The 24528-nt window shown below is 62.1% G+C and carries 22 protein-coding genes; 16 read left to right on the forward strand and 6 right to left on the reverse strand.

Going from position 1 to position 24528, the window contains the following annotated elements:
- Nucleotides 1-5 precede the first annotated feature (5 nt).
- Together LA321_RS08060 and LA321_RS08065 are read right to left on the reverse strand one after the other, a co-directional pair.
- Nucleotides 6-329 (reverse strand): hypothetical protein, encoded by a 324-nt coding sequence (locus tag LA321_RS08060; protein WP_042070260.1) that lies wholly within the window; start codon nt 327-329, stop codon nt 6-8.
- An 88-nt stretch (nt 330-417) separates the two neighbouring features.
- Nucleotides 418-1140, reverse strand: a complete 723-nt coding sequence (locus LA321_RS08065) for an SDR family oxidoreductase (protein WP_042070261.1) — start codon at nt 1138-1140, stop codon at nt 418-420.
- A gap of 142 nt (nt 1141-1282) precedes the next feature.
- On the opposite strand from LA321_RS08065, the gene LA321_RS08070 reads away from it, so the two are divergent.
- The 5 genes from LA321_RS08070 (at nt 1283) to LA321_RS08090 (ending at nt 6416) form a co-directional block, all read left to right on the forward strand.
- Entirely contained in the window at nt 1283-2125 is an 843-nt protein-coding gene (locus LA321_RS08070; RefSeq protein ID WP_042070263.1) for a LysR family transcriptional regulator, read from the forward strand.
- A gap of 102 nt (nt 2126-2227) precedes the next feature.
- A complete protein-coding gene (kefF, locus tag LA321_RS08075) occupies nt 2228-2827 on the forward strand; it encodes a glutathione-regulated potassium-efflux system oxidoreductase KefF (RefSeq protein WP_042070264.1) in 600 nt (199 codons plus the stop codon).
- A 70-nt stretch (nt 2828-2897) separates the two neighbouring features.
- The gene (locus tag LA321_RS08080) at nt 2898-4754 is read left to right on the forward strand and encodes a monovalent cation:proton antiporter-2 (CPA2) family protein (RefSeq protein ID WP_042070266.1); all 1857 of its coding nucleotides are present in this window, start codon (nt 2898-2900) and stop codon (nt 4752-4754) included.
- Nucleotides 4751-5137: a SirB2 family protein gene (locus tag LA321_RS08085; protein ID WP_042028995.1), complete on the forward strand. Its 387-nt coding sequence runs from the start codon at nt 4751-4753 to the stop codon at nt 5135-5137. The genes LA321_RS08080 and LA321_RS08085 overlap by 4 nt, the downstream gene beginning before the upstream one ends.
- A gap of 292 nt (nt 5138-5429) precedes the next feature.
- Nucleotides 5430-6416, forward strand: a complete 987-nt coding sequence (locus tag LA321_RS08090) for a helix-turn-helix transcriptional regulator (RefSeq protein ID WP_026456656.1) — start codon at nt 5430-5432, stop codon at nt 6414-6416.
- An 883-nt stretch (nt 6417-7299) separates the two neighbouring features.
- On the opposite strand, the gene LA321_RS08095 is transcribed toward LA321_RS08090, so the two are convergent.
- On the reverse strand, nt 7300-7611 hold the full coding sequence (locus LA321_RS08095; protein ID WP_026456657.1) for a DUF1145 domain-containing protein: 312 nt from the start codon (nt 7609-7611) through the stop codon (nt 7300-7302).
- Nucleotides 7595-8224: a 16S rRNA (guanine(966)-N(2))-methyltransferase RsmD gene (rsmD, locus tag LA321_RS08100; protein WP_042070267.1), complete on the reverse strand. Its 630-nt coding sequence runs from the start codon at nt 8222-8224 to the stop codon at nt 7595-7597. The genes LA321_RS08095 and rsmD overlap by 17 nt, the downstream gene beginning before the upstream one ends.
- Before the next feature lie 110 nt (nt 8225-8334).
- Here rsmD and ftsY point away from each other — a divergent pair, with 110 nt between their 5' ends.
- The 11 genes from ftsY to hutH all read left to right on the forward strand — a co-directional run bounded on the left by ftsY (nt 8335) and on the right by hutH (nt 21593).
- Nucleotides 8335-10077, forward strand: coding sequence for a signal recognition particle-docking protein FtsY (gene ftsY, locus LA321_RS08105; protein ID WP_042070269.1), 1743 nt, complete (start codon nt 8335-8337; stop codon nt 10075-10077).
- 51 nt (nt 10078-10128) lie between these two features.
- Nucleotides 10129-10797 (forward strand): cell division ATP-binding protein FtsE, encoded by a 669-nt coding sequence (ftsE, locus tag LA321_RS08110; protein ID WP_026457129.1) that lies wholly within the window; start codon nt 10129-10131, stop codon nt 10795-10797.
- Nucleotide 10798: 1 nt separating this feature from the next.
- Complete coding sequence (ftsX, locus tag LA321_RS08115) at nt 10799-11752, forward strand: permease-like cell division protein FtsX (protein WP_026457130.1); 954 nt, start codon at nt 10799-10801, stop codon at nt 11750-11752.
- Between the two features lie 450 nt (nt 11753-12202).
- Nucleotides 12203-13057, forward strand: a complete 855-nt coding sequence (rpoH, locus tag LA321_RS08120; protein WP_042029003.1) for an RNA polymerase sigma factor RpoH — start codon at nt 12203-12205, stop codon at nt 13055-13057.
- 126 nt (nt 13058-13183) lie between these two features.
- The gene (can, locus tag LA321_RS08125; RefSeq protein ID WP_042070270.1) at nt 13184-13843 is read left to right on the forward strand and encodes a carbonate dehydratase; all 660 of its coding nucleotides are present in this window, start codon (nt 13184-13186) and stop codon (nt 13841-13843) included.
- 10 nt (nt 13844-13853) lie between these two features.
- Nucleotides 13854-14558 (forward strand): histidine utilization repressor, encoded by a 705-nt coding sequence (gene hutC / locus LA321_RS08130; RefSeq protein WP_026457133.1) that lies wholly within the window; start codon nt 13854-13856, stop codon nt 14556-14558.
- A 107-nt stretch (nt 14559-14665) separates the two neighbouring features.
- Nucleotides 14666-15988 carry a YjiH family protein gene (locus tag LA321_RS08135; protein WP_042070272.1) on the forward strand — a complete coding sequence of 441 codons (1323 nt, stop codon included), beginning with the start codon at nt 14666-14668 and terminating at the stop codon, nt 15986-15988.
- Nucleotides 15989-16144: 156 nt separating this feature from the next.
- Nucleotides 16145-17368, forward strand: coding sequence for an imidazolonepropionase (gene hutI / locus LA321_RS08140; RefSeq protein WP_042070273.1), 1224 nt, complete (start codon nt 16145-16147; stop codon nt 17366-17368).
- Nucleotides 17365-18309, forward strand: a complete 945-nt coding sequence (gene hutG, locus LA321_RS08145) for a formimidoylglutamase (RefSeq protein ID WP_042070275.1) — start codon at nt 17365-17367, stop codon at nt 18307-18309. Before hutI ends, hutG begins: the two co-directional genes overlap by 4 nt.
- A 28-nt stretch (nt 18310-18337) precedes the next feature.
- A complete protein-coding gene (gene hutU, locus LA321_RS08150; protein ID WP_042070277.1) occupies nt 18338-20068 on the forward strand; it encodes a urocanate hydratase in 1731 nt (576 codons plus the stop codon).
- The gene (gene hutH, locus LA321_RS08155; protein ID WP_042070279.1) at nt 20061-21593 is read left to right on the forward strand and encodes a histidine ammonia-lyase; all 1533 of its coding nucleotides are present in this window, start codon (nt 20061-20063) and stop codon (nt 21591-21593) included. The genes hutU and hutH overlap by 8 nt, the downstream gene beginning before the upstream one ends.
- A gap of 66 nt (nt 21594-21659) precedes the next feature.
- Here the strand turns inward: hutH and LA321_RS08160 are convergent, their stop codons facing one another.
- Both LA321_RS08160 and LA321_RS08165 read right to left on the reverse strand, forming a co-directional pair.
- The gene (locus LA321_RS08160; RefSeq protein WP_026455886.1) at nt 21660-22757 is read right to left on the reverse strand and encodes a calcium:proton antiporter; all 1098 of its coding nucleotides are present in this window, start codon (nt 22755-22757) and stop codon (nt 21660-21662) included.
- 196 nt (nt 22758-22953) lie between these two features.
- Nucleotides 22954-24465 (reverse strand): EAL domain-containing protein, encoded by a 1512-nt coding sequence (locus LA321_RS08165; RefSeq protein ID WP_042070280.1) that lies wholly within the window; start codon nt 24463-24465, stop codon nt 22954-22956.
- Nucleotides 24466-24528: the final 63 nt, after the last annotated feature.

The following is a 24528-nucleotide window of genomic DNA, read 5'->3' on the forward strand; positions in this document are numbered from 1 at the left end:
TTGACTCAAGTCCGGGTGCGGGGAGGGCGCTCCAGCCGTTCCGCCGGAGCGTCCGGCATGAACAGGGAAGGGGGGAGGAAATCCGGGGTATCGGGTTCCAGCATGGCCACTGTCAGGCTGTCGTTGCCGAGCACCGTCATGGAGAGCGCCGAGGTAAAGCTGCCGCACGGCATGGCTTTCTCCAGGGTGCGCTCGCTCTGGCTGCAGTGGCTGCTCAGGGTACAGAGGTTGGTCGCGGCCCGGCTGCCAAACGACATCAATACCAGCACCAGACTCCACAGGGGGAGCCAGCGACGGGCATGAGCGAGTTGGCAACGAGTGAGAACCATGGAACGACTCTGACGAAATTGGGGCGTTATGGTAACCCTGTGCCAGGGGGGAGGGTCAAGCCCTCCCCGCCGTTCCGGTCAGGCTGGATTAAGGTTGCTGACGAGTTGCCGCCAGCACGATTTCACGCACGCAGACGTTGGCAGGCTGGTTCCAGGCATAGAGCACAGCCTCGGCGATCACCTCGGGTGCGATCACGCCGCCCATCTGCTCTTTCCAGTCGTGGTAACCGGCCTTGATGCTCTCGTCCGTGGTGTGGCTGAGCAGCTCGGTCTCCACCGCTCCCGGGGCGATAGTCACCATCCGTACCCCCAGATCGGCCACCTCTTCCCGGATGTTCTCGGTCAGGGCGTGAACCGCGAACTTGGTGGCACAGTAGGCGGCATGGTTCGGGAAGGTCTTGCGACCGGCGATAGAGCTGATGTTGATAATGGTGCCGCTGCGGCGTGCCTTCATCCCGGCCAGCACCCCATGGATGCCGTTCAGCACACCCATCACGTTGATGTTGAGCATCTGCTGCCATTCGGCGGGAGCCTGCACGTCGGCCTGGCCCAGCAACATGACACCGGCGTTGTTGACCAGGCAGCCAACCGGACCGAATTGTGCCTCGGCCTGCTGAATGGCCGCCTTCATGGCGTTTGTATCTGTGACGTCGACGCCGATGCAGAGCGTATCGGGCAAGCCCAGGGCTTGCATGGGCTCGACCCGGCGGGCCAGCAGCAGTAGCGGGTGGCCGGTGGCGGAGAAGGCGCGGGCGATGGCGGCACCGATCCCGGCGGAGGCACCGGTGATCACGACGAGGGACTTGGACATGATGTTTCCTTCTGATTCGATGGTCGGTTTGGGCAAACAGACGGCTGGCCAGCACGCAGTGGAGTCACTATAGTCTCCGCATCCATCAGTGATAAATATTGTTTTCCGCTGGTTATCATCTGAAAAAACTATGGTTGGGCCTATGCTGGATTTGAGATTGCTGCGTTTCTTCATCGCCATCTATGAAGAGAAGAACATTACGGCGGCGGCGGAGCGTTGCCACGTCAGCCAGCCCTCCCTCTCGGCGGGGCTGCGCCAGCTGGAAGAGGTGCTCGGTGACAGCCTCTTTATCCGGGGCAAGAAGGGGGTGGAGGCGAAGGAGCCTGCCCACTATCTCTATCCCCACGCGGTCAAGCTGGTGGAGGAGGCGCGCCGTCTGCCCGAGCTGTTTCGCCAGAAAGCGACGCGGGCGAGACTCAATATTGCCATCATGCCGGATCTGAGCCGGCGCCGGGTGGCGGCTCTGCTGCAGCGGGTGCAGGGGGTATTGCCGGAGCTGGATCTCACCCTCTCCGACCAGGATAGCCCTGCCGATTGTCGTCTGACCCTGGATGCCCTGCGCCGGGAAGACGAGATCTTCCTGCCGCTGTGGGAAGAGGATTATGTACTGTGCGTACCCACCGGCCACCCGCTGGCCAGCCGTCCGCGCATCGAGCTGACAGAGCTGCAACACCATGATTTTATTGAGTGCCCTCCCTGCGAGGCCCATCAGCAGACCATAGGCCTGCTGGCCTGTGACCGGCTCACCCTCAATCTGGTGGCCAAGGCCGAAAGCAAGGGGCTGGTGATGTCGTTGGTGCTGGCGGGGGTGGGGATCAGTTTTCTGCCCGATGGCCTGGTGGAGGATGAACCCGGGTTGCAGACCCTGCCGGTGAATGGGCCGCGGATGTTTCGCCGGATTGGGCTCTGTTATCCTGCCCACCAGACCCTGAACCCGGCGATGCGTGAACTGATCCCCGAGTTGGCAGGGTATGGCGCTTCCTGATAAGGTCGCTTTCCCATGCATCTTCAGGATGCACCTTGTCGTCGCGCCCCTTTTTATCGATCGCGCCATGCGCAGTGAGGCTTCTGTCCCGGTGGGCTTGTCATGAAACGCATTCTGGTCATTTTTTCACATCCGGCCCTGCAAAGTTCCAGGGCCAACAAGCAGTTGCTGCAGGCCATCGACGGTCTGGATGGCGTGACCCTGCACGACCTCTATCACCACTATCCCGACATGTTCATCAATGTGAAACGGGAGCAGGCACTGCTGTCGGAGCACGACATTATCGTTTTCCAGCACCCCTTCTACTGGTACTCCTGCCCGGCCATCATGAAGGAGTGGATGGATCTGGTGCTGGAGTATGGCTACGCCTATGGCCCCGAGGCTCACGCCCTCAAGGGCAAGCAGTGGCTCAGCGCCATCACCACGGGTGGTGCCCCCGAATCCTACTGCAGCGAGGGCTACAACAGCCGTCCGCTGCTCGATTTCCTGCTGCCCTTCCAGCAGACCGCCACCCTGTGCGGCATGCACTGGCTGCCCCCCTTCGTGCTCCACTCTTTTCACAAGATCCGGGATCAGGAGGCGTTGCGCCGCTGCGGCCAGGATTATCGTCAACTCCTGTGCGCCCTGCGCGATGAGCTGCTGACCCCGGAGCAGCTGGCCGGGCGGCCCTATCTGCGGGATCTGCTGGAGGAGCTCTCATGACACGAATTCGATCCGGTCGTTGCCCCGGCATGCCCTCTCTGGGATCTGCCATCGCGTGGAGGATTTGCTGATGGGACAAGGCTTGCTGTTTGATGCCTTTATCTATCTCTCGGCGGCGGTGATCGCCGTGCCGCTGGCCAAGCGCTGGGGGCTGGGATCCGTGCTCGGCTACCTGCTGGCGGGGATCATCATAGGCCCCTTCCTGCTTGGGTTGGTGGGTGAGCAAAAAGACGTGATGCACTTCGCCGAGTTCGGCGTAGTGCTGATGTTGTTTCTGGTCGGGCTGGAGCTGCGCCCGGCCCTCTTGTGGCAGCTGAAGGGGCCGATCCTTGGCACCGGTGGCCTGCAGGTACTGCTCACCACCGGCGCCCTGACCGGCGTGGCTTATCTTATCGGTCTGCCGCTGCAGCAGGGGCTGGCTATTGGTCTCATACTGGCGCTCTCTTCCACCGCCATCGTGCTGCAGAGCCTGCAGGAGCGAAAACTGATGCAGAGCGAGAGCGGCCGCTCCGCTTTTGCCGTATTGCTGTTCCAGGATATCGCCGTCATTCCCATCCTGGCGATTTTGCCGCTGCTGGCTATCGCGCCCGTAGCCAGCAACGGTGGCACCGAGCTGGCCGGTTGGCAGCATGGCCTGCTGGTAGTGGCCGCTATCTCCGGCATAGTGCTGGGTGGCCACTACCTGATGCGGCCGGTATTTCGCGCCATCGCCCAGTCCCATATGCGGGAGATCTTCGTCGCCGCGGCCCTGTTGCTGGTGATCGCCATCGCCGTGCTGATGGAGTCGGTGGGGCTTTCGCCTGCGCTGGGCTCCTTCCTCGCCGGCGTAGTATTGGCGGACAGCGAATATCGCCACGAGCTGGAGGCGGATATTGAGCCCTTCAAAGGCTTGCTGCTTGGCCTCTTCTTCATGTCGGTGGGAGCGGGGATCGACTTCGGTCTGTTTGCCGAACACCCCTTCCTGATCCCGACCCTGGTGATCGGGCTGATGGTGCTCAAATGGCTGGTGCTGATGACCCTTGGCTTCGCCATCCGCATCTCGCCGGGTCAGCGCTGGACCTTCGCGCTGGCACTGGCCCAGGGCGGGGAATTTGCCTTCGTGCTGTTTTCGTTCGCGGCCCAGAACAGGGTACTGCCCGGTGACACCATCTCATTGCTGACCCTGGTGGTGGCGCTCTCCATGGCACTGACTCCGCTGCTGTTGATCCTCAATGATCGGGTGATCCAGCCCTGGTTCGACTATCGCAACCAAGGGGATGTGCCGCAACACGAGCAGCCCGAGCTGGTGGAGCACCCGGTGATCATCGCGGGCTTCGGTCGCTTCGGCCAGATAGTGGGGCGCCTGCTGCACGGTCACGGCATAGGCACCACCATCCTCGAGCAGGATGCCAGCCAGATCGAGATGCTGCGAAAATATGGCTATCAGGTCTTCTATGGCGACGCCAGCCGGATCGATTTGCTCCATGCCGCCGGCGCCCACAAGGCGAAGCTGCTGGTGCTCTCCATCAACGATACCGCCACCTCGCTGGCGGTGATCGAGATGGCCAGGAAACACTTCCCGCACCTCAAGATCCTCGCTCGTGCCCAGGATCGTCCCCATGCCCACGAGATCCTGCGCCACGGGGTCGACAGCGTCTATCGGGAAACTCTGGGATCTGCGGTGGATCTGGGGGTGGAAGCTCTTACCCAGCTCGGCTTTCGGGCCAACCAGGCCTGGCGGGCGGGGCAGACCTTCAAGCAGCATGACAACTGGTTGCTGCGGGAGCAGGTGAACTACCTGGACGATGAACACACCTATATCAACAAGAGCCTGCAATACCGGGAGATCCTCTCCGATCTGTTGCAAGACGACGAGGAGGGGCAGGAGCGCATCCATGCCCACAACTGGAACAGCGGGCTACCCAACGACGACAAGGAAGCAAGATGATTGCCTATTACCCCATGCTCAAACACCTGCATATGACGCTGGCGCTGGTCAGCCTGCTGCTGTTCCTCTACCGCTGGGGCCTGGCCCTGGCGGGCAGTGCGCGGCTGCAACAGAAGTGGCTCAAGGTGCTGCCCCATATCAACGACACCTTTCTGCTGCTGTTCGGGGTGTTGCTGGCGGTTGCCCTGCAGATGAGCCCGGGCCAGCAGCCCTGGCTGATGGCCAAGCTGGTGGCGCTGGTGGTCTACATCGGGCTCGGTGTCATGGCGCTCAAACGGCCGGCGCAGGGCCAGAAGCTGGTGGCCGGTGTCGCCGCCCTGGCGGTATTTGGTTATATGGTCGGTGCCGCCATCACCAAGTCTCCCTGGTCCTGGCTGTTTTGATCGGAGAAATGGAGGGGAGGCAGGCCTCCTCTCCATGTAATCTGCTTTAAAAATCGATAATTTCTCTCTTTTATCCTTCCTGCGACCTTGTTTGTGACATGTCAAATTTATCTTTTTTATTATCAAAAAAGCCTCAATTGCCACCTTTCTGGTTTGTTTTTTTCTTATAAATCATGTTGATAAGTCTGACTGTATGAAAATGGAGACAGTTGTCTCGGCAAAACTTGCGTCATAGACTGTCGCAGGTCACGACTAGCATTCAGTCAACACTAACCCAGTGAAGGCATGCACCATGAGTAAGAAGCTGTTACGACAACTGACCTTGGCGCGTTGCATCCCGCACCGCCCTTACAAGCTGACCGCCAGCCAACTCCAGGTAAAACTGGAAGAGGAAGGCATTCATGTCAGTCTGCGTACCGTGCAACGGGACCTGGAAGAGATGTCCGGCATGGGACTGTTCGACCTCACCTCGGACGAGCGCAGCAAGCCCCATGGCTGGTGCTTCGAGCGCCACGGGCTTAACGATTTTGCCAATATCATGCCGCTCTCCCTGGCGGTGGCCCTGAAAACCTGGAGTGATCAGGCGAGCCAACTGTTGCCGGCGAGCGTGCTGACCGAACTGAACCCGCTGGTCGACAAGGCCAGCCAGGTGATCCGCGACAGCCAGAGCGAACTGGCCGAGCGCTGGCTCGAGAGCGTGCATCAGTCGCCGCGTCCGTTTGCCGGCAACCCGGAGATCCGCCGCAGCACCCTGATCCGCGACGCTCTGTGGCGTGGCCGCAAGTTCAGTGCCGAGATCCAGCGGGTGATCAAAGAGCGAACCGTGTGGCTCTGTTATGACCGCATCAATCCGCTCGGGATCCTCAACCAGCCGGAAGGACCGGTTTTGCTCTGCACTCTGTCCGAGCTGGATCCCAAGGTGTATGGCATCCCGTTCGATCACATCAAGAGCGTGGAGCTGACCAATTTCAGCGCGACCCAGCCGAAGGATTTCAATATCCAGAAGCTGATCCGCGATCAGGGCTATCAGGATGTGAGCGGTCCGATCCGCTTTGTTGGCCGCATCGATGCCAACAGCCAGTCGCTGGTGGACAACCAGATCCCCGGCAACAACCCCCGCATGACGCGTTATGACAAGCGCAGTGTGGTGGTCGAGACCGAGGTGCAGGATACCCCCGAGTTTCGCAGCTGGCTGAACAACATTGGTGGCGAGCTGGAAGTGCTGGCGCCGGAATCCTTGCGCAAGGCCTACCTCAACCCGTCCAACCGGGTGAGTTGATGGTACAAGGCTGATAACAGCAAACGGATAGCATCACAAAGAGTCGAGCCTGGTCTCGACTCTTTTTTTGTCTCTTTTTTGAGCATATTTATTCAACAAATTTTTAAGCTTTATTCGCTGGATTGAACCGTTTTCGCGGGCCGTTTCGGGGCGAGGAAAGCATGTAAGAGATCTGCCATAGGGTATGTGCGACGCTAGCGCTTTAAGCCGTACGCGAAGCCATGCCAGAAAAGGTGACCTTTCTAATGAAACTAACTAATTGATTGTTTTTAAAGGAATAGTTTTTAAGGTTGTTTTTTGTCATCTATATGGCAGCGGATATTTCTCCACGGATGGCCCTTGCTCGGAGAGTCCATTGCCTTAGTATGGGTCTCACAAGGACGAAGCTGGTTCGGCAGGATGCAGAGCAGCGAATAGAGCAGCGAATAAAGATGGAATAGTCCACAGGATGTGGGCAAGGACACCTCAGGATGAGCACGATAGTCAGGATGATTATCGTCATGGATGAACAGGGAACACCGCGGGATGCGGCAGGACACTCTCGGGACGAGAGCAGAACGAACCGGATATCGTTCTTCAGGATGAACAGGACCTCGCGGGATGCGAGAAGGACGCTTCAGGACGAAGCGAGATAACCCGGATGGTTATCGGTCAGGAAGACGCAAGGACCCCCACAGGACGTGGTAATGGACACCTCCAGGATGGAGACAGTGAAGCGGTTCAGGATGAATTGCCAAGCCAGGAAGGCTGCTGGACACGCCAATGGATTGGAAAGGGGATATTCCAAGGGATTAGGATAACGTCAGGGATTGCAGGGAGCATTGCAGTTCTAGGGACAGGACGACATGACTCTAGGGGACGGCCACCGCCGTCCCCTTTTCTTTTATTGTTTGTCCGGATTGTTTGCGCGTTGGGCTGCTTCAACGATCCCTTGCAGGCGCTGGCGAATGTCTACCATGCCAAAGACGCCGAAGATGAGCACACCGATGAACTCGCCGCGGGTCACCTCAAAGTAGCGTTTGCAGGCTGCCTTGATCATGCTGGCTTGCACCCAGTGCAGCAGGGCGACGATCACGCCACAGACCGGCAAAAAGCCGTTCAGTTTGCCTGGCAGGGGCAGGATCAGGCTCATCACTACGCCGAACCAGAAGAACAGAATGAGCCCCATCGCCAACAGATTAAATATCCGCTTCATCGTTTACCTCCCGCACATAGAGTTGATAGCAGACCTGACCGGCCTGTTTGTCCTTGAGTAATTGCCAGCTGGCAGGCAGAGGAAGATCTGCCATCTCCTTCTCCCGCTCCAGATAGATGAGAGCATCCGGAGTCAGCCAACCTCGCTGCTCCAGCAGATCGCACACCTGGGGCAGCAGTTCGCGGCGAAAGGGGGGGTCGAGGAACACCAGATCGAACGGGGTGGCCGGGCCTTGCAGCCAGTTCACCGCATCGGCCTGGATCACCTGGCCCTGGTTGCTGCCGAGGGTGGTCAGGTTCTGTCTGAGCTGCTCGGCGGCGCCCCTGTCCATCTCTATCAGGGTGACCTGTTCGGCATAGCGCGACAGCGCTTCCAGACCCAGACCGCCGCTGCCGGCGAACAGATCGAGGCAGCGGGTACCGCGGATGTGGGGGGCCAGCCAGTTGAAGATGGTCTCCTTGACGCGATCCGTGGTGGGCCTGAGCCCTTCTACATCCCTGACCGGCAATTTACGGCCACGCCACTGGCCGCTGATGATTCTTACAAAGCCCGATTTTCCTTGCTGGGCTGGGCGTTTATTGGGGTTGCTACGGCTGGATTTCACTCTGGGCATCGCGTTTCATCGTCAGAAAATAAAGTGGTAGTATAAGGCAGTTCATTTTTATGCTGGCCCTCCCGGGACGGCTATCTTAGCAGTCAGCCAACGATGTGAGTATTTTTTAGATGGCAAAAGGTTTGTTTTCCTGGCTGGGTTTCGGCCGCAAGAAAGAAGAGGCTGAGGCTGTCCAACCACAGACACCGCAAGCCACCCCTGTTACCGCTGAACCTGAGGTTCCTGCTACCCCAGCCGCCGACACAGTGCCGGCAGTCTCTCCCGAGGTGCCCACCAGCGAGCCTTCCTCTGCCGGGCATGATGAATGCTGCCAACCCGCCGAACCCGATGCCAAAGGGCCGTTGGTGGTGGAGGAGTGCGCCTCCGATCTGGAACCGGTGATCGTCAATGAATCACTGATGACAGATGAAGCCCGGGCGGCCGAAGAGGCCCGCATCGCCGCCGAAGCGAAGGCTGCGGAAGAAGCCCGCATCGCCGCCGAAGCGAAGACTGCCGAAGAGGCGCGTATCGCCGCTGAAGCGAAGGCCGCGGAAGAGGCCCGCATCGCCGCCGAAGCGAAGGCCGCGGAAGAAGCCCGCATTGCCGCCGAAGCGAAGGCTGCGGAAGAAGCCCGCATCGGCGCTGAGGCGCAGGCTGCGGAAGAGGCCCGCATTGCTGCCGAAGCGCAGGCTGCGGAAGAGGCCCGTATCGCCGCCGAAGCGAAGGCTGCCGAAGCGCAGGCAGCGGAAGAAGCTCGTATCGCAGCCGAGGCGCAGGCAGCGGAAGAAGCCCGCATCGCCGCCGAAGCGAAGGCTGCAGAAGAGGCGCGTATCGCCGCTGAGGCGCAGGCTGCGGAAGAAGCGCGTATTGCCGCCGAGGCTGAAGCCGCCGCGCTGGCAACCTTGCCACTGGCCGCTGCCGTAGAGGATGACACCCAGGAAAAACCGCAGCGCGAAGGCTTCTTTGCCCGTCTCAAGCGCAGCCTGGTGCGCACCAAGGAAAACATTGGTTCCGGCTTCTTCGGCCTGTTCCGTGGCAAGAAGATCGATGACGATCTGTTTGAAGAGCTGGAGACCCAGCTGCTGACCGCCGATCTTGGCGTGGATACTACGACCCGTATTATCGAAGGGCTGGTGCAGCATGCGGATCGCAAGCAGTTGAAGGATGCCGAGGCGCTCTACGGTCTGCTCAAGCAGGACATGGGCGCCATGCTGGCCAAGGTCGAGCAGCCGCTGGTGATCGATACCGGCAAGAAGCCCTACGTCATCCTGATGGTTGGTGTGAACGGGGTGGGCAAGACCACTACCATCGGCAAACTGGCCAAGCAGTTCCAGGCCGAGGGCAAGAGCGTCATGCTGGCCGCCGGTGATACCTTCCGGGCCGCTGCCGTCGAGCAGCTGCAGGTGTGGGGTCAGCGCAACAATATCCCGGTGATCGCCCAGCATACCGGTGCCGATTCTGCCTCCGTCATCTTTGATGCCATCGAGGCCGCGCGCTCCCGTGGTGCCGACGTGTTGATCGCCGATACTGCCGGTCGCCTGCAAAACAAGAGCAACCTGATGGAAGAGCTCAAGAAGGTGGTGCGGGTGATGAAGAAGCTCGACGAGGAGGCCCCTCACGAGATCATGCTGACCCTGGACGCAGGCACCGGCCAGAATGCCCTGAGCCAGGCCAAGCTGTTCAGCGAGGCGGTGGGCCTGACCGGTATCACCCTCACCAAGCTTGACGGCACCGCCAAAGGGGGCGTCATCTTCGCGGTGGCGGACAAATTCCAGATCCCGATCCGCTATATCGGGGTCGGCGAAGGGATTGACGACCTGCGCCCCTTCGTGGCCAACGATTTTATCGAGGCGCTCTTCAGTCGCGATGAGTAACCGCAGCATGCCCCGGCCCAGGTCGGGGCTTGTCAATGTCAGGGAACCGTTATGATTCGTTTTGACAAGGTCAGCAAGGTATACAGCGGCGGTCATCAGGCGCTGCAGAAGGTCAGCTTTCACCTGCGCAAGGGGGAGATGGCTTTCCTGACCGGGCACTCGGGAGCGGGCAAGAGCACCCTCCTGAAACTGATCAGTGTGATGGAGCGACCGACCGATGGTCGCGTTTTCTTTCATGGCGACGATGTCAGCCACATCCAGCGCAGCCAGATCCCCTATGTGCGCCGCCAGATCGGCATGATCTTCCAGGATCACCGCCTGCTGATGGACAGAACCGTGTTCGACAACGTGGCCCTGCCGCTGGTGATCGATGGCTACAGCCACGCCGATATCAACAAGCGGGTCGCTGCAGCCCTCGACAAGGTGGGGCTGCTCGGCAAGGAGCGTTACCAGCCGCGCATGCTGTCCGGTGGTGAGCAGCAGCGGGTGGGGATCGCCCGCGCCATCGTCAACAAGCCACCACTGCTGCTGGCGGACGAGCCGACCGGCAACCTGGATCCCCAGCTCTCCATGGACATCATGCGGCTGTTCGAGGAGTTCAACCGCTTCGGGGTGTCGGTGCTGATTGCCACTCACGATCTCGGCCTCATCGCCCGCATGCGCTACCGCACCCTGACCCTCAAGGCGGGTCGCATGTATTCGCAAGGGGAGGAGCTCTGATATGGCTATCGTTCGTCATAAACAGCCACCGCTGCGCCGCCTGATGATGTATGGCGTGGATCATGTGCGCCAGGCTTTCGCCAGCCTGGGGGAGCTGTGGCGCAATCCGCTCGCTTCCCTGATGACGCTGGCAGTGCTGGGGGTCAGCCTGGCGCTGCCTTCCTGCTTCCACGTGCTGCTGAAAAACGCCGAGATAGTAGAGGGAAGCTGGCAGAACAGCTCCCAGATCTCCCTCTATTTGCGCAAGGACCTGCCTGAGCAGAGCATCCTCGATCTGCAGCAGCGGATCCTGCTCTATCCCGAGGTGGACTCGGTGACCTATCTGAGCCGGGACGATGCGCTCAGGGAGTTTCGCGAGATCTCCGGTTTCGGCGATGCGCTTGATTACCTCGACAGCAACCCGCTGCCGCCGGTGCTGAGCGTGATCCCGGATCCCCGCTGGCAGAATCCGGAAGGGGCCGCCGAGCTACTCGGCAAGCTCAACAACGAAAACGGGGTGGAGCAGGGCAAGCTGGATCTGCAGTGGCTGACCCGGCTACAGGGGATCATGAACCTGCTGCGCCACACCATCACCGGCATTGCCGTGCTGCTGCTCTCAGCCGTGCTGCTGATCGTCGGCAACACCCTGCGCCTCAATATCCTCAACCAGCGATCCGAGATCGAGGTGCTCAAGCTGGTGGGGGCGACTGACTCCTTTATTCATCGTCCCTTCCTTTATACCGGCATCTGGTTTGGCGTCATCGGTGGCATGCTGGCCTGGTGGCTGACCGAGGTGATGGTGATCTGGAGCGAAGGGGTGGTGAAGGAGCTGGCGGGGCTTTACAACAGCAACTTCCGGCTGGTGGGAATGGGGGCGTTTGACGGTTTCAACCTCATACTGCTCGGGGCTTTGCTGGGGCTGATCGCCTCCTGGTTTTCGGTTCATCGCCACATTCGCGACATAGAACCGTCCTGATTAATTTATCATCAAAGTAAATCACTGGATTTTGCGAACTGGATCAAGTAAAAGAGTGGCCTTTTCTAGCTCGGACCGCATTGTCAGAGTATTCTGGGTAATAATGATCCCCGGGATCTTCGCGGGATCCAGTGAACCTTCTGCACTATAAACGGTCTATCAAGCTGAAGCATTTATACGGGTATGGCCCCTATGCCTTGCTCGTCTGACTTGGCAAGCATGTGAAGGTTGCGAGCTCCGCAACAATGGACTTAGCATGCTACTTTTCGGGGGTCCTTGATTGTGACCCCCTTTTTTTGACTGTTCATTCATGATTCATCCTGCCGGCCTAAGATAACCCAGTCTGAAACTGGGTTTGATGTATGATGCAAGCCGCAGAATGACGTCCGGTCAGTAGACAGACCCTCTCAGGGTGTTAGACTGATTTGATTGAAAAGTAAGAGGTAACAGATGGGAACTTCATTGCAGCGCACTATGGCTTTGATTCCGCAAGGTAGTCTGGAAGGCTATATCCAGGCAGTTAACTCGATTCCGGTGCTGAGCGCAGAGGAAGAGCGTGAGCTGGCTGAGCGTTTGCAGCAGGATGGCGATCTCGAGGCTGCTCGTCAGCTGGTTATGTCGCACCTGCGTTTTGTCGTTCACGTGGCCAAGAGTTATGCCGGTTACGGCCTGCCCCAGGCTGACCTGGTTCAGGAAGGCAATATCGGTCTGATGAAGGCGGTCAAGCGCTTCGACCCGAGCGTGGGTGTGCGTCTGGTCTCCTTCGCCGTGCACTGGATCAAGGCCGAAATTCACGAGTATGTTCTGCGCAACTGGCGCATGGTCAAGGTGGCTACCACCAAGGCCCAGCGCAAGCTCTTCTTCAACCTGCGCAAGTCCAAGAAACGTCTGGGCTGGCTGAACCACGAAGAGGTGCAGGCCGTGGCCGCCGATCTTGGCGTCTCCGCCAGCGACGTGACCGAGATGGAAGCGCGCATGAGCAACTATGATCAGGCGTTCGATCTGGTCGGCGATGATGACGAAGAGGGTGGCTTCGCTCCCGTCCACTATCTGGAGGACAAATCCTCCGATCTGGCCGCCACCATCGAGAACGACAACTGGGACGATCACGCGATCCGTCGCCTGAGTTCCGCCCTCGCCACTCTGGACGAGCGCAGCCAGCACATCATCCGCGCCCGCTGGCTGGACGACGAGAGCAAAACCACGCTGCAGGAGCTGGCCGATACCTACGGCGTCTCCGCCGAGCGCGTGCGTCAGCTTGAGAAGAACGCCCTCAAGAAATTGAAGGATGCCATGGAGGCCTGATGCCTCCGTCATTGAAAACAGGGCCTAATGGCCCTGTTTTTGTATCAGGCCGGATCTGTTGAGGCTTGCCCAGGTTACCCATGGGTGTGTTATGTTGCCGCCACTGCCAAATAATGGAGAGCAGAAGTGAAACTGTTGAACGATCTGTTTACCAATAACCGCGAGTGGGCCGAGCGGATCAAGGCCGAAGATCCCGATTTCTTCGCCACACTCTCCGCCCAGCAGGCGCCGGAATACCTCTGGATCGGCTGCTCCGACAGCCGGGTGCCGGCGAACCAGCTGATGGGACTGTTGCCGGGGGATGTGTTCGTCCATCGCAACGTCGCCAACCTGGTGGTGCACACCGACTTCAACTGTCTGTCCGTGCTGCAATACGCGGTCGAGGTGCTCAAGGTGAAGCACATCATCGTCTGCGGCCACTACGGCTGTGGTGGCGTCAAGGCGGCGATGCAGAACCAGGAGCTGGGGCTCATCGACAACTGGCTGCGCAACATCAAGGACGTCTACTTCAAATACAGCGAACAGCTCGATGCCATCGAAGACGAGCATGAGCGCTTCGACTATCTGTGCGAGCTGAACGTGGCCGAGCAGGTGGCCAACGTCTGTCATACCACCATCATCCAGAACGCCTGGCGCAAGGGTCAGGAGCTGGCGGTACATGGCTGGATCTACGGCATCAAGGACGGTTTGCTGCACGATCTCGATCTCTGCATCAGCGGTCCCGAGCAGATCCCGGACGTCTACCGCGCTTGGCCGGACATGCGTCCGCCGCATCGCCGCCGCTGAGGATCCGACCTTGGCTCCAGCTCTCTACCTGCAGATAAAGCAACATATCCTGGACGGGATCCGCGAACGCCACTATCAGGCGGGAGACAAGATTCCGACCGAGGCGGCCCTGTGCGATCAGTTCGGCGTCAGCAGGATGACGGTCAACAAGGCCCTGCGTGAGCTGACGGCCGAGGGTTGGCTGGTGCGCACCGCGGGATCCGGCAGCTTTGTGGCGGACAGGCGCACCGAGTCGCCACTGCTCGAGATCCGCAACATCGCGGACGAGATCACCGAGCGTGGTGCCCGCCACGGCAGCCGGGTGATCCGGCTGGAGCGGCAGAAGGCGGATGAGAAGGTGGCGGTGCAGCTTGGCCTTCGGGTCGGCGCCCCCATCTTCCACAGCCTGATCGTCCATCAGGCCGACGACGAGCCGCTGCAGCTCGAGGAGCGCTTCGTCGACGCCGAACGCCTGCCGGGCTACGGGGAGCAGGACTTCACCACCCTGACCCCCAACCATTACCTGATGCAGGTCTGCCCCCTCTCCGAGATGGAGCACGTGGTCGAGGCGGTGCAGCCGAGCGCCGGCGAGGCCGCCCTGTTGCAGGTGCGGGTCGATACTCCCTGCCTGCTGCTGCACCGGCGTACCTGGTCGGACGGCGTGCTGGTCTCCTACGCCCGCCTGCTGTCGCCGGGATCCCGCTACAAACTGAGATCCAAGACACGGATCGGATAGAAGTTGTAACACAAAAGTAACTTTTCATTTCCTTCCTGCCATCGGGCGTTATAAATGTATATACATTTTGGCGTCCGGAGGACGCCCGTTCACTCAGGGAGGAAATCATGGAACCGGAACACACTCTCGACTCGACCGCGCGTGGCGGCGCCGGTCTCAAGCTGTTGCTCACCAGCGTGCTCGGCATCGGCGCCTTCTTCGTGCCGTTCGAGCTGGCGGGACGCAGCACCATACTGGTGGATCACCTGGCCGGCGCCCTGATGGGGCAGCGACCCCTGGCCGTTGGTCTGATCCTGGCGTTGATCGCCTATGGCGCCGCTCGCCCCTTTTTTGACGGCCGCTGGCGTGGCCGCCTCATCGACCGGCTGCTGACCCTGTTCAAGCTGCTCGGCCTCGCGCTGGCGCTGCTCTACGTGACAGGCACGGGGCCCGCCTGGCTGATGACGCCGGATCGTCTGCCCTTCCTGTTTGACAAGCTGGCCCTGTCGGTTGGCCTCATAGTGCCGCTCGGCGCCATGTTGCTCACCTTCCTGCTCGGTTTCGGCCTGCTCGAGTTCATCGGAGTGCTGATGCAGCCGGTGATGCGCCCCCTGTGGCGCACCCCGGGCCACTCGGCCATTGACGCGGTGGCCTCCTTTGTCGGCAGCTACTCGGTGGGCCTGCTCATCACGGATCGGGTGTTTGCCGCCGGCAAGTACTCGGTGCGCGAGGCGGCCATCGTCGCCACCGGTTTCTCCACCGTCTCGGCCGCCTTCATGATCATTGTGGCCAAGACGCTCGGCCTGATGGAACACTGGAACTTCTACTTCTGGTCGACCCTGGTCATCACCTTCCTCATCACCGCCATCCTGGCCCGGGTGCCGCCCATCAGCCGGCTGGATGACGCGGGGGAGGCCGAGGTGCCCCTGCCGGATGGCGTCAATCGCTGGCAGATGGCGCTTGCCACCGGGCTGGCCCAGACCCGCGGTGCCGACCCCATCGGCCGCCAGCTGCTCGACAACCTGCGCGACGGCATCCGGATGGCGGCGGCCGTGGTGCCCACCATCCTCTCGGTGGGGCTGCTTGGCCTGCTGCTCGCCAAGTACACCCCCCTGTTCGACGTCATCGGCTGGCTGCTCTGGCCGCTGACCTGGCTGCTGCAGCTGGGGGAGCCCCTGGAGACGGCGCGGGCCCTCGCCGCCGGCCTGGCCGAGATGTTCCTGCCGGCCATCCTGCTCAAGGAGGCAGATCTGCTGACCCGCTATGTGGCCGCCGTGGTGTCGGTGAGCACTGTATTGTTCTTCTCCGCCTCCATCCCCTGCATCCTGGCCACTCGCATCCCCATCGGAGTGGGGCAGTTGCTGGTCATTTGGTTGCAGCGCACTCTGCTCGGCATCCTGCTGGCTGCGCTGGCCGGCCGACTTGGCCTTGCTCTGGGCTGGATAGGTTAATTGTATATACAAAATAGCACGCTCGTTTTGCCCGCCTTACGCGGGCTTTTTTCTTTTAAGGCCTTGTGTTAAGCCTGTTACAGAAATGTGATGAGGGATCTTCCCTTTTCACCCACGATCGACTATACATATTTGTATATACATTTGGAGTCTGGCATGAACAAGGAACTGTTGGCCTGCGATCGGGTCTGGATCAACCTCATCCCCGCTACCATGAGCGATGGCTATGGCCTCCTGGCCTCCCACGCCCTCGGCGTGAAAGCGGGCCGGATCCACGCCCTGATCCCCATGAGCGAGCTGACCGGGCCCTTCCCCGAGAGCTGGCAGGATATGAAGGGCCGCCTGGCGACCCCGGGTCTTATCGACTGCCACACCCACCTCATCTATGCCGGCAGCCGCGCCGCCGAGTTCGAGCAGCGGCTGCAGGGGGTCCCCTACAGTGAGATCGCCCGCCAGGGTGGCGGCATCCTCAGCACGGTGCGTGCCACCCGTGCGGCCAGCGAGGAGGAGCTGTTCACGCTTGCTGCCGCCCGGCTCAAGAGCCTGCTGCGCGAAGGGGTCACCACGGTCGAGATCAAGTCCGGCTATGGCCTGACCCTGGAAGACGAGCTCAAGATGTTACGGGTCGCGCGCCGCCTTGGCCGCGCCCTGCCGGTGCGGGTACGCACCACCTTGCTGGCGGCCCACGCCGTGCCGCCCGAGTTCGACGCGGATGGCTGGGTCGATCTCATCTGCGACCAGCTGATCCCGATCGCCGCCGCCGAGGGGTTGGCCGACGCGGTCGACGTCTTCTGCGAGGGGATCGCCTTCAACTTGGCCCAGTGCGAGCGAGTCTTCTCCGCCGCCCGTGCCCACGGCCTGCCGGTCAAGGGGCACATGGAGCAGCTCTCCAACCTGGGCGGCAGCGCGCTCGCCGCCCGCTACCGCGCTCTCTCGGTGGATCACCTGGAACACCTGGATGCCGCCGGCATCGCCGCCCTGGCCGAGAGCGGCACGGTGGCGGTACTGCTGCCTGGCGCCTTCTACTTCCTGCGCGACACCACACTGCCGCCGGTACAGGCGCTGCGCGAGGCCGGCGTGCCCATCGCGGTCGCCTCCGACATCAACCCCGGCACCTCGCCGCTGGTCTCCCTGCGTCTGGCCATGAACATGGCCTGCACCCTGTTTCGTCTCACCCCGGAGGAGGCGCTGTGCGGCGTCACCCGTCACGGCGCCACGGCGCTTGGCGATGCAGGGCTGGGTCAGCTCAAGGTAGGCATGGAGGCCGACTTCCTGGTTTGGTCGTGCGCCCACCCGGCCGAGCTGGCCTATCAGGTCGGCGTCGACCAGCTGGTGGCGCGGGTCGTGAAAGGACAGGAAACCCTGGGAGGTCTGGCATGAGCGAGATGCTGGTATGGCAGGGTCGTCAGGATCCGGAAGACGGCGCGCTGGCCCTGCGCTGGCACGACAAAGTTCTGCCTTGGCAAGAGGCGCAGCCCTGGCAGGCGCAGGACGAGGCGCCCGGCGTGGTGCTGCTCGGCTTTGCCTGTGACGAGGGGGTGCGCCGCAACAAGGGGCGGGTCGGCGCCGCCGGCGCGCCGCTGGCGATCCGCAAGCTGCTCGCCAACACCGCCTGGCACCTGAGTCAGCCCGTCTACGACGGTGGCGACGTGTGCTGCGAGGACGGGGATCTCGACGCCGCCCACGGTCGGCTGGCCGAGCGGGTCGCAGCGGCCCTCGAACAGGGCCACTTCCCGCTGGTGCTGGGGGGCGGCCACGAGGTGGCCTTCGGCAGCTGGAGTGGCCTCAACCGCCATCTCAACGGCAAGGGTCGTGTGGGCATCATCAACCTGGACGCCCACTTCGACCTGCGCATGAAACAGGAGCAGGCGAGCTCCGGCACCCCCTTCTTCCAGATCGCCGAGCAGTGCGCGGCGCAAGGCTCGCCCTTTATCTATGCCTGCCTCGGGGTGGCCGAGACCGCCAATACTCAGGCCCTGTTCGCCCGTGCCGAGGCGCTAGGGGTGTGGCACGTGCTGGATGAGGCCATGACCCAGAGCGAGCTGCCTGCCCTGCTGGCGGGGCTGGATGCCTTCATCGCCCGCTGCGATCACCTCTATCTCACCATCGATCTCGACGTGCTGCCCGCTGCCGTGATGCCCGGGGTCAGTGCGCCGGCCGCCCGCGGCGTGGAGTTGGCGGTCATCGAACCACTCATCGCCCATATCCGGGCCAGCGGCAAGCTCAGGCTCGCCGATCTGGCCGAGTACAACCCGCACCTGGATCTCGACAGCCGCAGCGCCCGCGTGGCGGCCCGTCTGGTCCACCAGTTAACCAAGTAGTGACCGAATCCATAAACAAGGAGTGTCTATGTCCCTGCAAAACCAGGAGCCCCGCTCTGATTCCAGAACGGACCCGAGCCGCGTGATACGCGCCCCGCACGGCAGCAAACTGACCGCCAAGAGCTGGCTCACCGAAGCGCCCCTGCGCATGTTGATGAACAACCTGGATCCTGACGTGGCGGAGCATCCCCAGTCCCTGGTGGTGTACGGTGGCATCGGCCGTGCCGCCCGTAACTGGGCCTGCTACGACAAGATCGTCGAGGTGCTGACCCGTCTCGAGGACGACCAGACTCTGCTGGTGCAGTCCGGCAAGCCGGCGGGTGTGTTCCAGACCCACAAGGACGCCCCGCGGGTGCTGATCGCCAACTCCAACCTGGTGCCCCACTGGGCCAACTGGGAACATTTCAACGAGCTCGATAAGAAGGGCCTGATGATGTACGGCCAGATGACCGCCGGCTCCTGGATCTACATCGGCACTCAGGGCATAGTGCAGGGCACCTACGAGACCTTCTTCGCGGTGGCCAACCAGCACTTCAACGGCGAGCCCAAGGGGCGCTGGATCCTGACCGGGGGCCTCGGCGGCATGGGCGGCGCCCAGCCCCTGGCCGCCACCATGGCCGGCTTCTCCATGATCGCCGTGGAGTGCGACGAGACCCGCATCGATTTTCGCCTGCGCACCCGCTACGTCGACAAGAAGGCCCACACCCTGGATGAGGCGCTGGCCATGGTCGAAGAGGCGAAGCAGAGCGGCAGCGCCGTCTCGGTCGGCCTGCTCGGCAACGCCGCCGACGTGTTCGCCGAGCTGGTGGCCCGTGGCATCACCCCGGACGTGGTCACCGACCAGACCTCCGCCCACGACCCGATCCACGGTTACCTGCCCCAGGGCTGGAGCGTAGAGCAGTGGCGCGAGCTGCAACAGAGCGCGCCGCAAGAGGTCAACGTGGCGGCCCGCCGCTCCATGGCGCGCCAGGTCGAGGCCATGCTGGCCCTGCAGGCCCGCGGAGCCGCCACGCTCGACTATGGGAATAACATCCGCCAGATGGCGCTGGAAGAGGGAGTCAAGAATGCCTTCGATTTCCCCGGCTTCGTCCCGGCCTATATCCGTCCGCTGTTCTGCCAGGGAATCGGCCCGTTCCGCTGGGTGGCCCTCTCCGGCGACCCGGAAGACATCTACAAGACCGATCAGAAGGTCAAGGAGCTGATCCCCGATGATCCCCACCTGCACAACTGGCTCGACATGGCCCGTGAGCGCATCGCCTTCCAGGGCCTGCCGGCACGGATCTGTTGGGTTGGCCTAAAGGATCGGGTACGCCTGGGACTGGCCTTCAACGAGATGGTGAGAAACGGTGAGCTGAAAGCCCCCATTGTCATCGGCCGCGACCACCTGGATTCGGGCTCGGTGGCGAGCCCGAACCGCGAGACCGAGTCCATGATGGACGGCTCCGACGCCGTCTCCGACTGGCCGCTGCTCAACGCCCTGCTCAACACAGCCGGCGGGGCGACCTGGGTCTCCCTGCACCACGGTGGCGGGGTCGGCATGGGCTTCTCCCAGCACTCCGGTGTGGTGATCGTCTGTGATGGCAGCGACGATGCGGCCCGCCGCGTCGGCCGGGTGCTGCGCAACGACCCGGGCACCGGGGTGATGCGTCACGCCGACGCCGGTTACGAGATTGCCATCGAATGTGCCCGCGAGCAGGGGCTGGATCTGCCGATGATCGACGGCGCCGACGGCGTCAAGAAGGTGAACCAAGATGTTTGAACTGACCATTACCCCGGGCGAGCTGGATCTCGCCACCCTGCGCCGCGTCAGCCGTGAGCCGGTCCACCTCTCCCTGAACCCGGCCGCCCTGCCGGCGATCCAGGCCTCCGCCGACACCGTCTCCCGGGTGATCGAGCAGGGCCGCGTGGTGTACGGCATCAACACCGGCTTTGGCCTGTTGGCCAACACCCGGATCCCGGTGGATCAGCTCGACGAGCTGCAGCGCTCCATCGTGCTCTCCCACGCCGCCGGCATCGGCGAGTACATGTCCGACGCCACCGTGCGCCTGATGATGGTGCTCAAACTCAATTCCTTGTCCCGCGGCTTCTCCGGCATCCGCCCCCTGGTGCTCGAGGCCCTGATGAAGCTGGTCAACGCCGGCGTCTATCCCCTGGTGCCGAAGAAGGGCTCCGTGGGTGCCTCCGGCGACCTGGCGCCCCTGGCCCATATGAGCTGCCTGTTGATCGGTGAGGGCAAGGCTCGCCACGACGGGCGCGAGATCGCCGCTGCAGAGGCTCTGCGCATCGCCGGGCTCGAGCCCATTGCCCTGGCGCCGAAAGAGGGGCTGGCCCTGCTCAACGGCACCCAGGCGAGCACCGCCTTTGCCCTGGAGGGGCTGTTCCACGCCGAGGATCTGTTCGCCGGCGCCATCACCATAGGCGCCATGAGCGTCGAGGCGGCGCTGGGCAGCCGCCGTCCGTTCGATGCCCGCATCCACGCGGTGCGCGGCCAGCGCGGGCAAATCGACGCGGCCACCTGCTACCGCCACCTGCTCGGGGATCTCAGCGAGATCGGCATGTCCCACCACAACTGCGAGAAGGTGCAGGATCCCTACTCCCTGCGCTGCCAGCCCCAGGTGATGGGCGCCTGCCTGACCCAGATCCGCCAGGCCGCCGAGGTACTGGTGTGTGAGGCCAACTCGGTCTCCGACAACCCGCTGGTGTTTGCCGATGACGAGGAGATCATCTCCGGTGGCAACTTCCACGCAGAACCCGTGGCCTTCGCCGCCGACAACCTGGCGCTGGCCATCGCCGAGATCGGCTCCCTGTCCGAGCGTCGCATGGCCCTGCTCATCGACTCGCGCATGTCGGGCCTGCCTCCCTTCCTGGTCAACAATGGGGGCGTGAATTCCGGCTTTATGATCGCCCAGGTCACCTCGGCGGCGCTCGCCTCCGAGAACAAGACCCTGGCCCACCCGGCCTCGGTGGACAGCCTGCCCACCTCCGCCAACCAGGAAGATCACGTCTCCATGGCCACCTTCGCCGGTCGCCGTCTGGCGGACATGGCCGAGAACACCCGTGGCATCCTGGCGGTCGAGCTGCTGGCGGCTGCCCAGGGGCTGGATTTCCGTGCCCCGCTGCGCGCCAGCGAAGGGGTGGAAGCGGCCAAGGGACGCCTGCGCGCCCACGTGCCCTTCTACGACAAGGACAGGTACTTCGCCCCGGACATCGAGGCGGCGGCGAGCCTGCTTGGCACCGCCAGCTACAACGATCTGCTGCCGGCCGGCATGCTGCCCAGCCTCTAAGCGGTCACTCCGCTCATAACAAAAGACCGCCCATCGGGCGGTCTTTTTCATATCCCAGGCACGGTGTCAGCCGTGCTCGAACATCAGAAACAGATAAACCACGAACAGCACCAGGTGGGTCGCCCCGTGCAGGGCGTGGGTGCGGCCGCTGCTGAAGGTGACCTTGCACACCATCAGGGTGGTGACCAGCAGCACCATGTCGGCAGGGGCGAGCCCCAGGCGCACCTCCTGTCCCATCAGGGAGCCGATAAAGAGCACGGCCGGCACCGTGAGGGCGATGGTGGCCAGCACGGAGCCGAAATAGAGGTTCATGGCCCGTTGCAGCTGGTTGTTGAAGGCCGCCTTGATGGCGCCCACCGCCTCGGGGGCCAGCACGATACAGGCGACGATGAAGCCGCCCAATGCCGCCGGGGCCTCCATCACCTGTACCCCGTGGTTGATGGGGATGGCCAGCGTCTTGGCCAGCAGGATCACCACCACCAGGTAGGCCAGCAGCAGCAGGGTGTGGTAGACGTTGCTCTTCAGCGGGCCATGGTGCTCCTCGTGATCCGCGTGGTCGCCATCGACGAAGAAGTGGCTGTGGCTGCGGGTCTGGATCAGCAGAAAGACCCCGTAGAGCAGCACGGAGACGATGATCAGCATCCAGGACATGGCGCGTGACAGGCTGCCGGCGTTGCCTCCCTCGGTGAAGTTGGGCAGCACCAGGCAGAGCAGGGCCAGAGGAATGATGGCCACCAGATAGGATTTGATCCCGTCCAGATTGAAGTTCTGGGTGTGGTAACGCCAGCCGCCAAACAGCAGGGTGAAGCCCACCAGACCGTTGGTCACCAGCATCACCACCGCAAACATGGTGTCGCGGGCCATGGTGGGGTTGGGTTCACCGGTCAGCATCACCGAGGAGATCATCACCACTTCCAGCGAGATGACCGACAGAGTCAGGATCAGGGTACCGAAGGGCTCGCCAAGCTTGATGGCGAGGGCATCGGAGTGGCGCACCACGGAGAAGATGGCCCAGGTGACGACGGCCAGCAGCCCCAGTGACACCGGCAGATAGAGCCCGAGCGGCGTTGTTTCTGTCAGCAGGTCGCTGCCTGCCGTCTTGAAAAAGAGCAGGGTCAGCAGGCCAACGGGCAAGGCAATCTCTTGCCGGATAAATGACTTCATGGGCAAGGGTCCTCTTGCGGGGGGGTCGTATGACCGGGGAAACAGGCGCGCAACGGCCGGTTGCGCGTGAGTTGGCCCGGTATGATAAAGGCTGTCCGTCACTGGAGCGGGATCATTTTGTTGCGAAATGTAACTGTGTGGAGTGAAGAGGGAAGAATGGCTCGCGGTGCGGGGGCCACGAGCCGACGAAGAAGGGTCAGGCTGCATGTTCCCCTTCCTGGGGATGATCAAGCAGCCACTCCTCCTGCCAGCGCAGCAGGGCCGACAGGGGAATGGGTTTGGCGAACAGATATCCCTGCAGCAGATAGACGCCTCTCTGGCTCAGGTAATCGGCCTGAAGCTGGGTTTCCACCCCTTCCGCAATCATCTCCATGCCGGACTCCCGGCCCGAGGCGATGATGGCATCCAGCACGCTGCGCTTGAGGTCGTGGGTGCCTATGGTATCGACGAACATCTTGTCGATCTTGATCTGGCGGATCCCCAGTCGTTGCAGATAGGCAAAGCCGCCGTAGCCGGTACCGAAGTCGTCCAGCTTGAAGCGATAACCCATCTGATGCAGCGCGGTGATCTCGTGGGTTGCCGCCTGGATATTGGTGATGGGTTTGCGTTCGGTCAGCTCGAAGAGCAGGCGGTCGGGAAAGGGGGTATCGTGCTGTAGCAGCAGGTTGCGCAGCAGGGGGCGTTCGATATGGGCCGCCACCAGGTTGACGCTGACCCACTGCCCCTCGGCCAGCTGTGGCAGATCGCGGAGCACCTGCTCCAGCAGTTGTTCGGTCATCGGCAGGATCAGCCCCTGGGCCTCCGCATAGTCGATGAAGGTACCTGGTGGCAGCAACTCTCCCCTGTGTTGCCAGCGCAGCAGCGCCTCGAAGCCGACCACCTGCTGGCTGCGACTGTCCACTATGGGTTGGTAGAAGGGGATGAACTCCCGCCGTGTCACACCGTTTTGCAGCATCCCCTTCAGAGAGTGGCGGTAGCTGCGCAGCAACCAGTAGGTGGCGTTGAACAGGAGGCCCAGTGCGCAACCGAGCCAGAGGGCATATTGCCGGGTCTGGAGCAGGGCGTAGTGGGCGAGGGTTTTTCCAGCCCAGACGGTCTGCTTGGTGAGAGCGCCCGTTTCCTGGAAGCTCAGGCTGCGGTTGTCCGGTTCCGCCTTGATGGACTTGTCGCCGCGGGGGAGGATCATGGGTGGTGCGGCGGGGTCTCGCTGGCTGAACTCGAGGTAGAAACACTGGGGGCAGGGGTGTTGCAGCAGATCGTGGCTCCAGCTGTTGTCCAGCACCCAGTAAACGATGTTGTCTTTGACATGGTAATAGGCGATCAGCTCCTGTTCCGTGTCGTCATAGGCCGCAGTGACGGTCAGGCCCGCTTTGCCTGGCAGCTTGCCGCTGCGCTTTGCCTCGCTGATGAGGGAGAGGCCAGGCCCCAGGCTGGAGCAGCTGATACCGGACGCCAGCTCCAGTCCCTGCAGGCGCAGGTGGGTACTGTAAAAGCGGGGATCCCGCAGCAGGGCCATGTCTTGCTTGCCGCAATCGAAGTGGAATTGCTGCAACTGGGCACTGAGCGCAGTATCCAGAACCTGGTGGCGTGCCCTTATCGCTTCCCTGATCTCCCCGGCTTTTTGCTCGAGCAGGTGGCGTGCCACGAGATCGCTGAACCAGGGGCTGAGGGGTTGGCTGATCATGAGGGGGGTGGCAAACAGCAGCATGCTGATCCAGAGGGGAGAAATGCGTAACACGGGTTACCTGCCAGATTGGACGAGACGCAAATG

The sequence above is a fragment of the Aeromonas enteropelogenes genome (assembly GCF_020097295.1).
In the GTDB taxonomy this organism is placed as follows: Bacteria; Pseudomonadota; Gammaproteobacteria; order Enterobacterales; family Aeromonadaceae; genus Aeromonas; species Aeromonas enteropelogenes.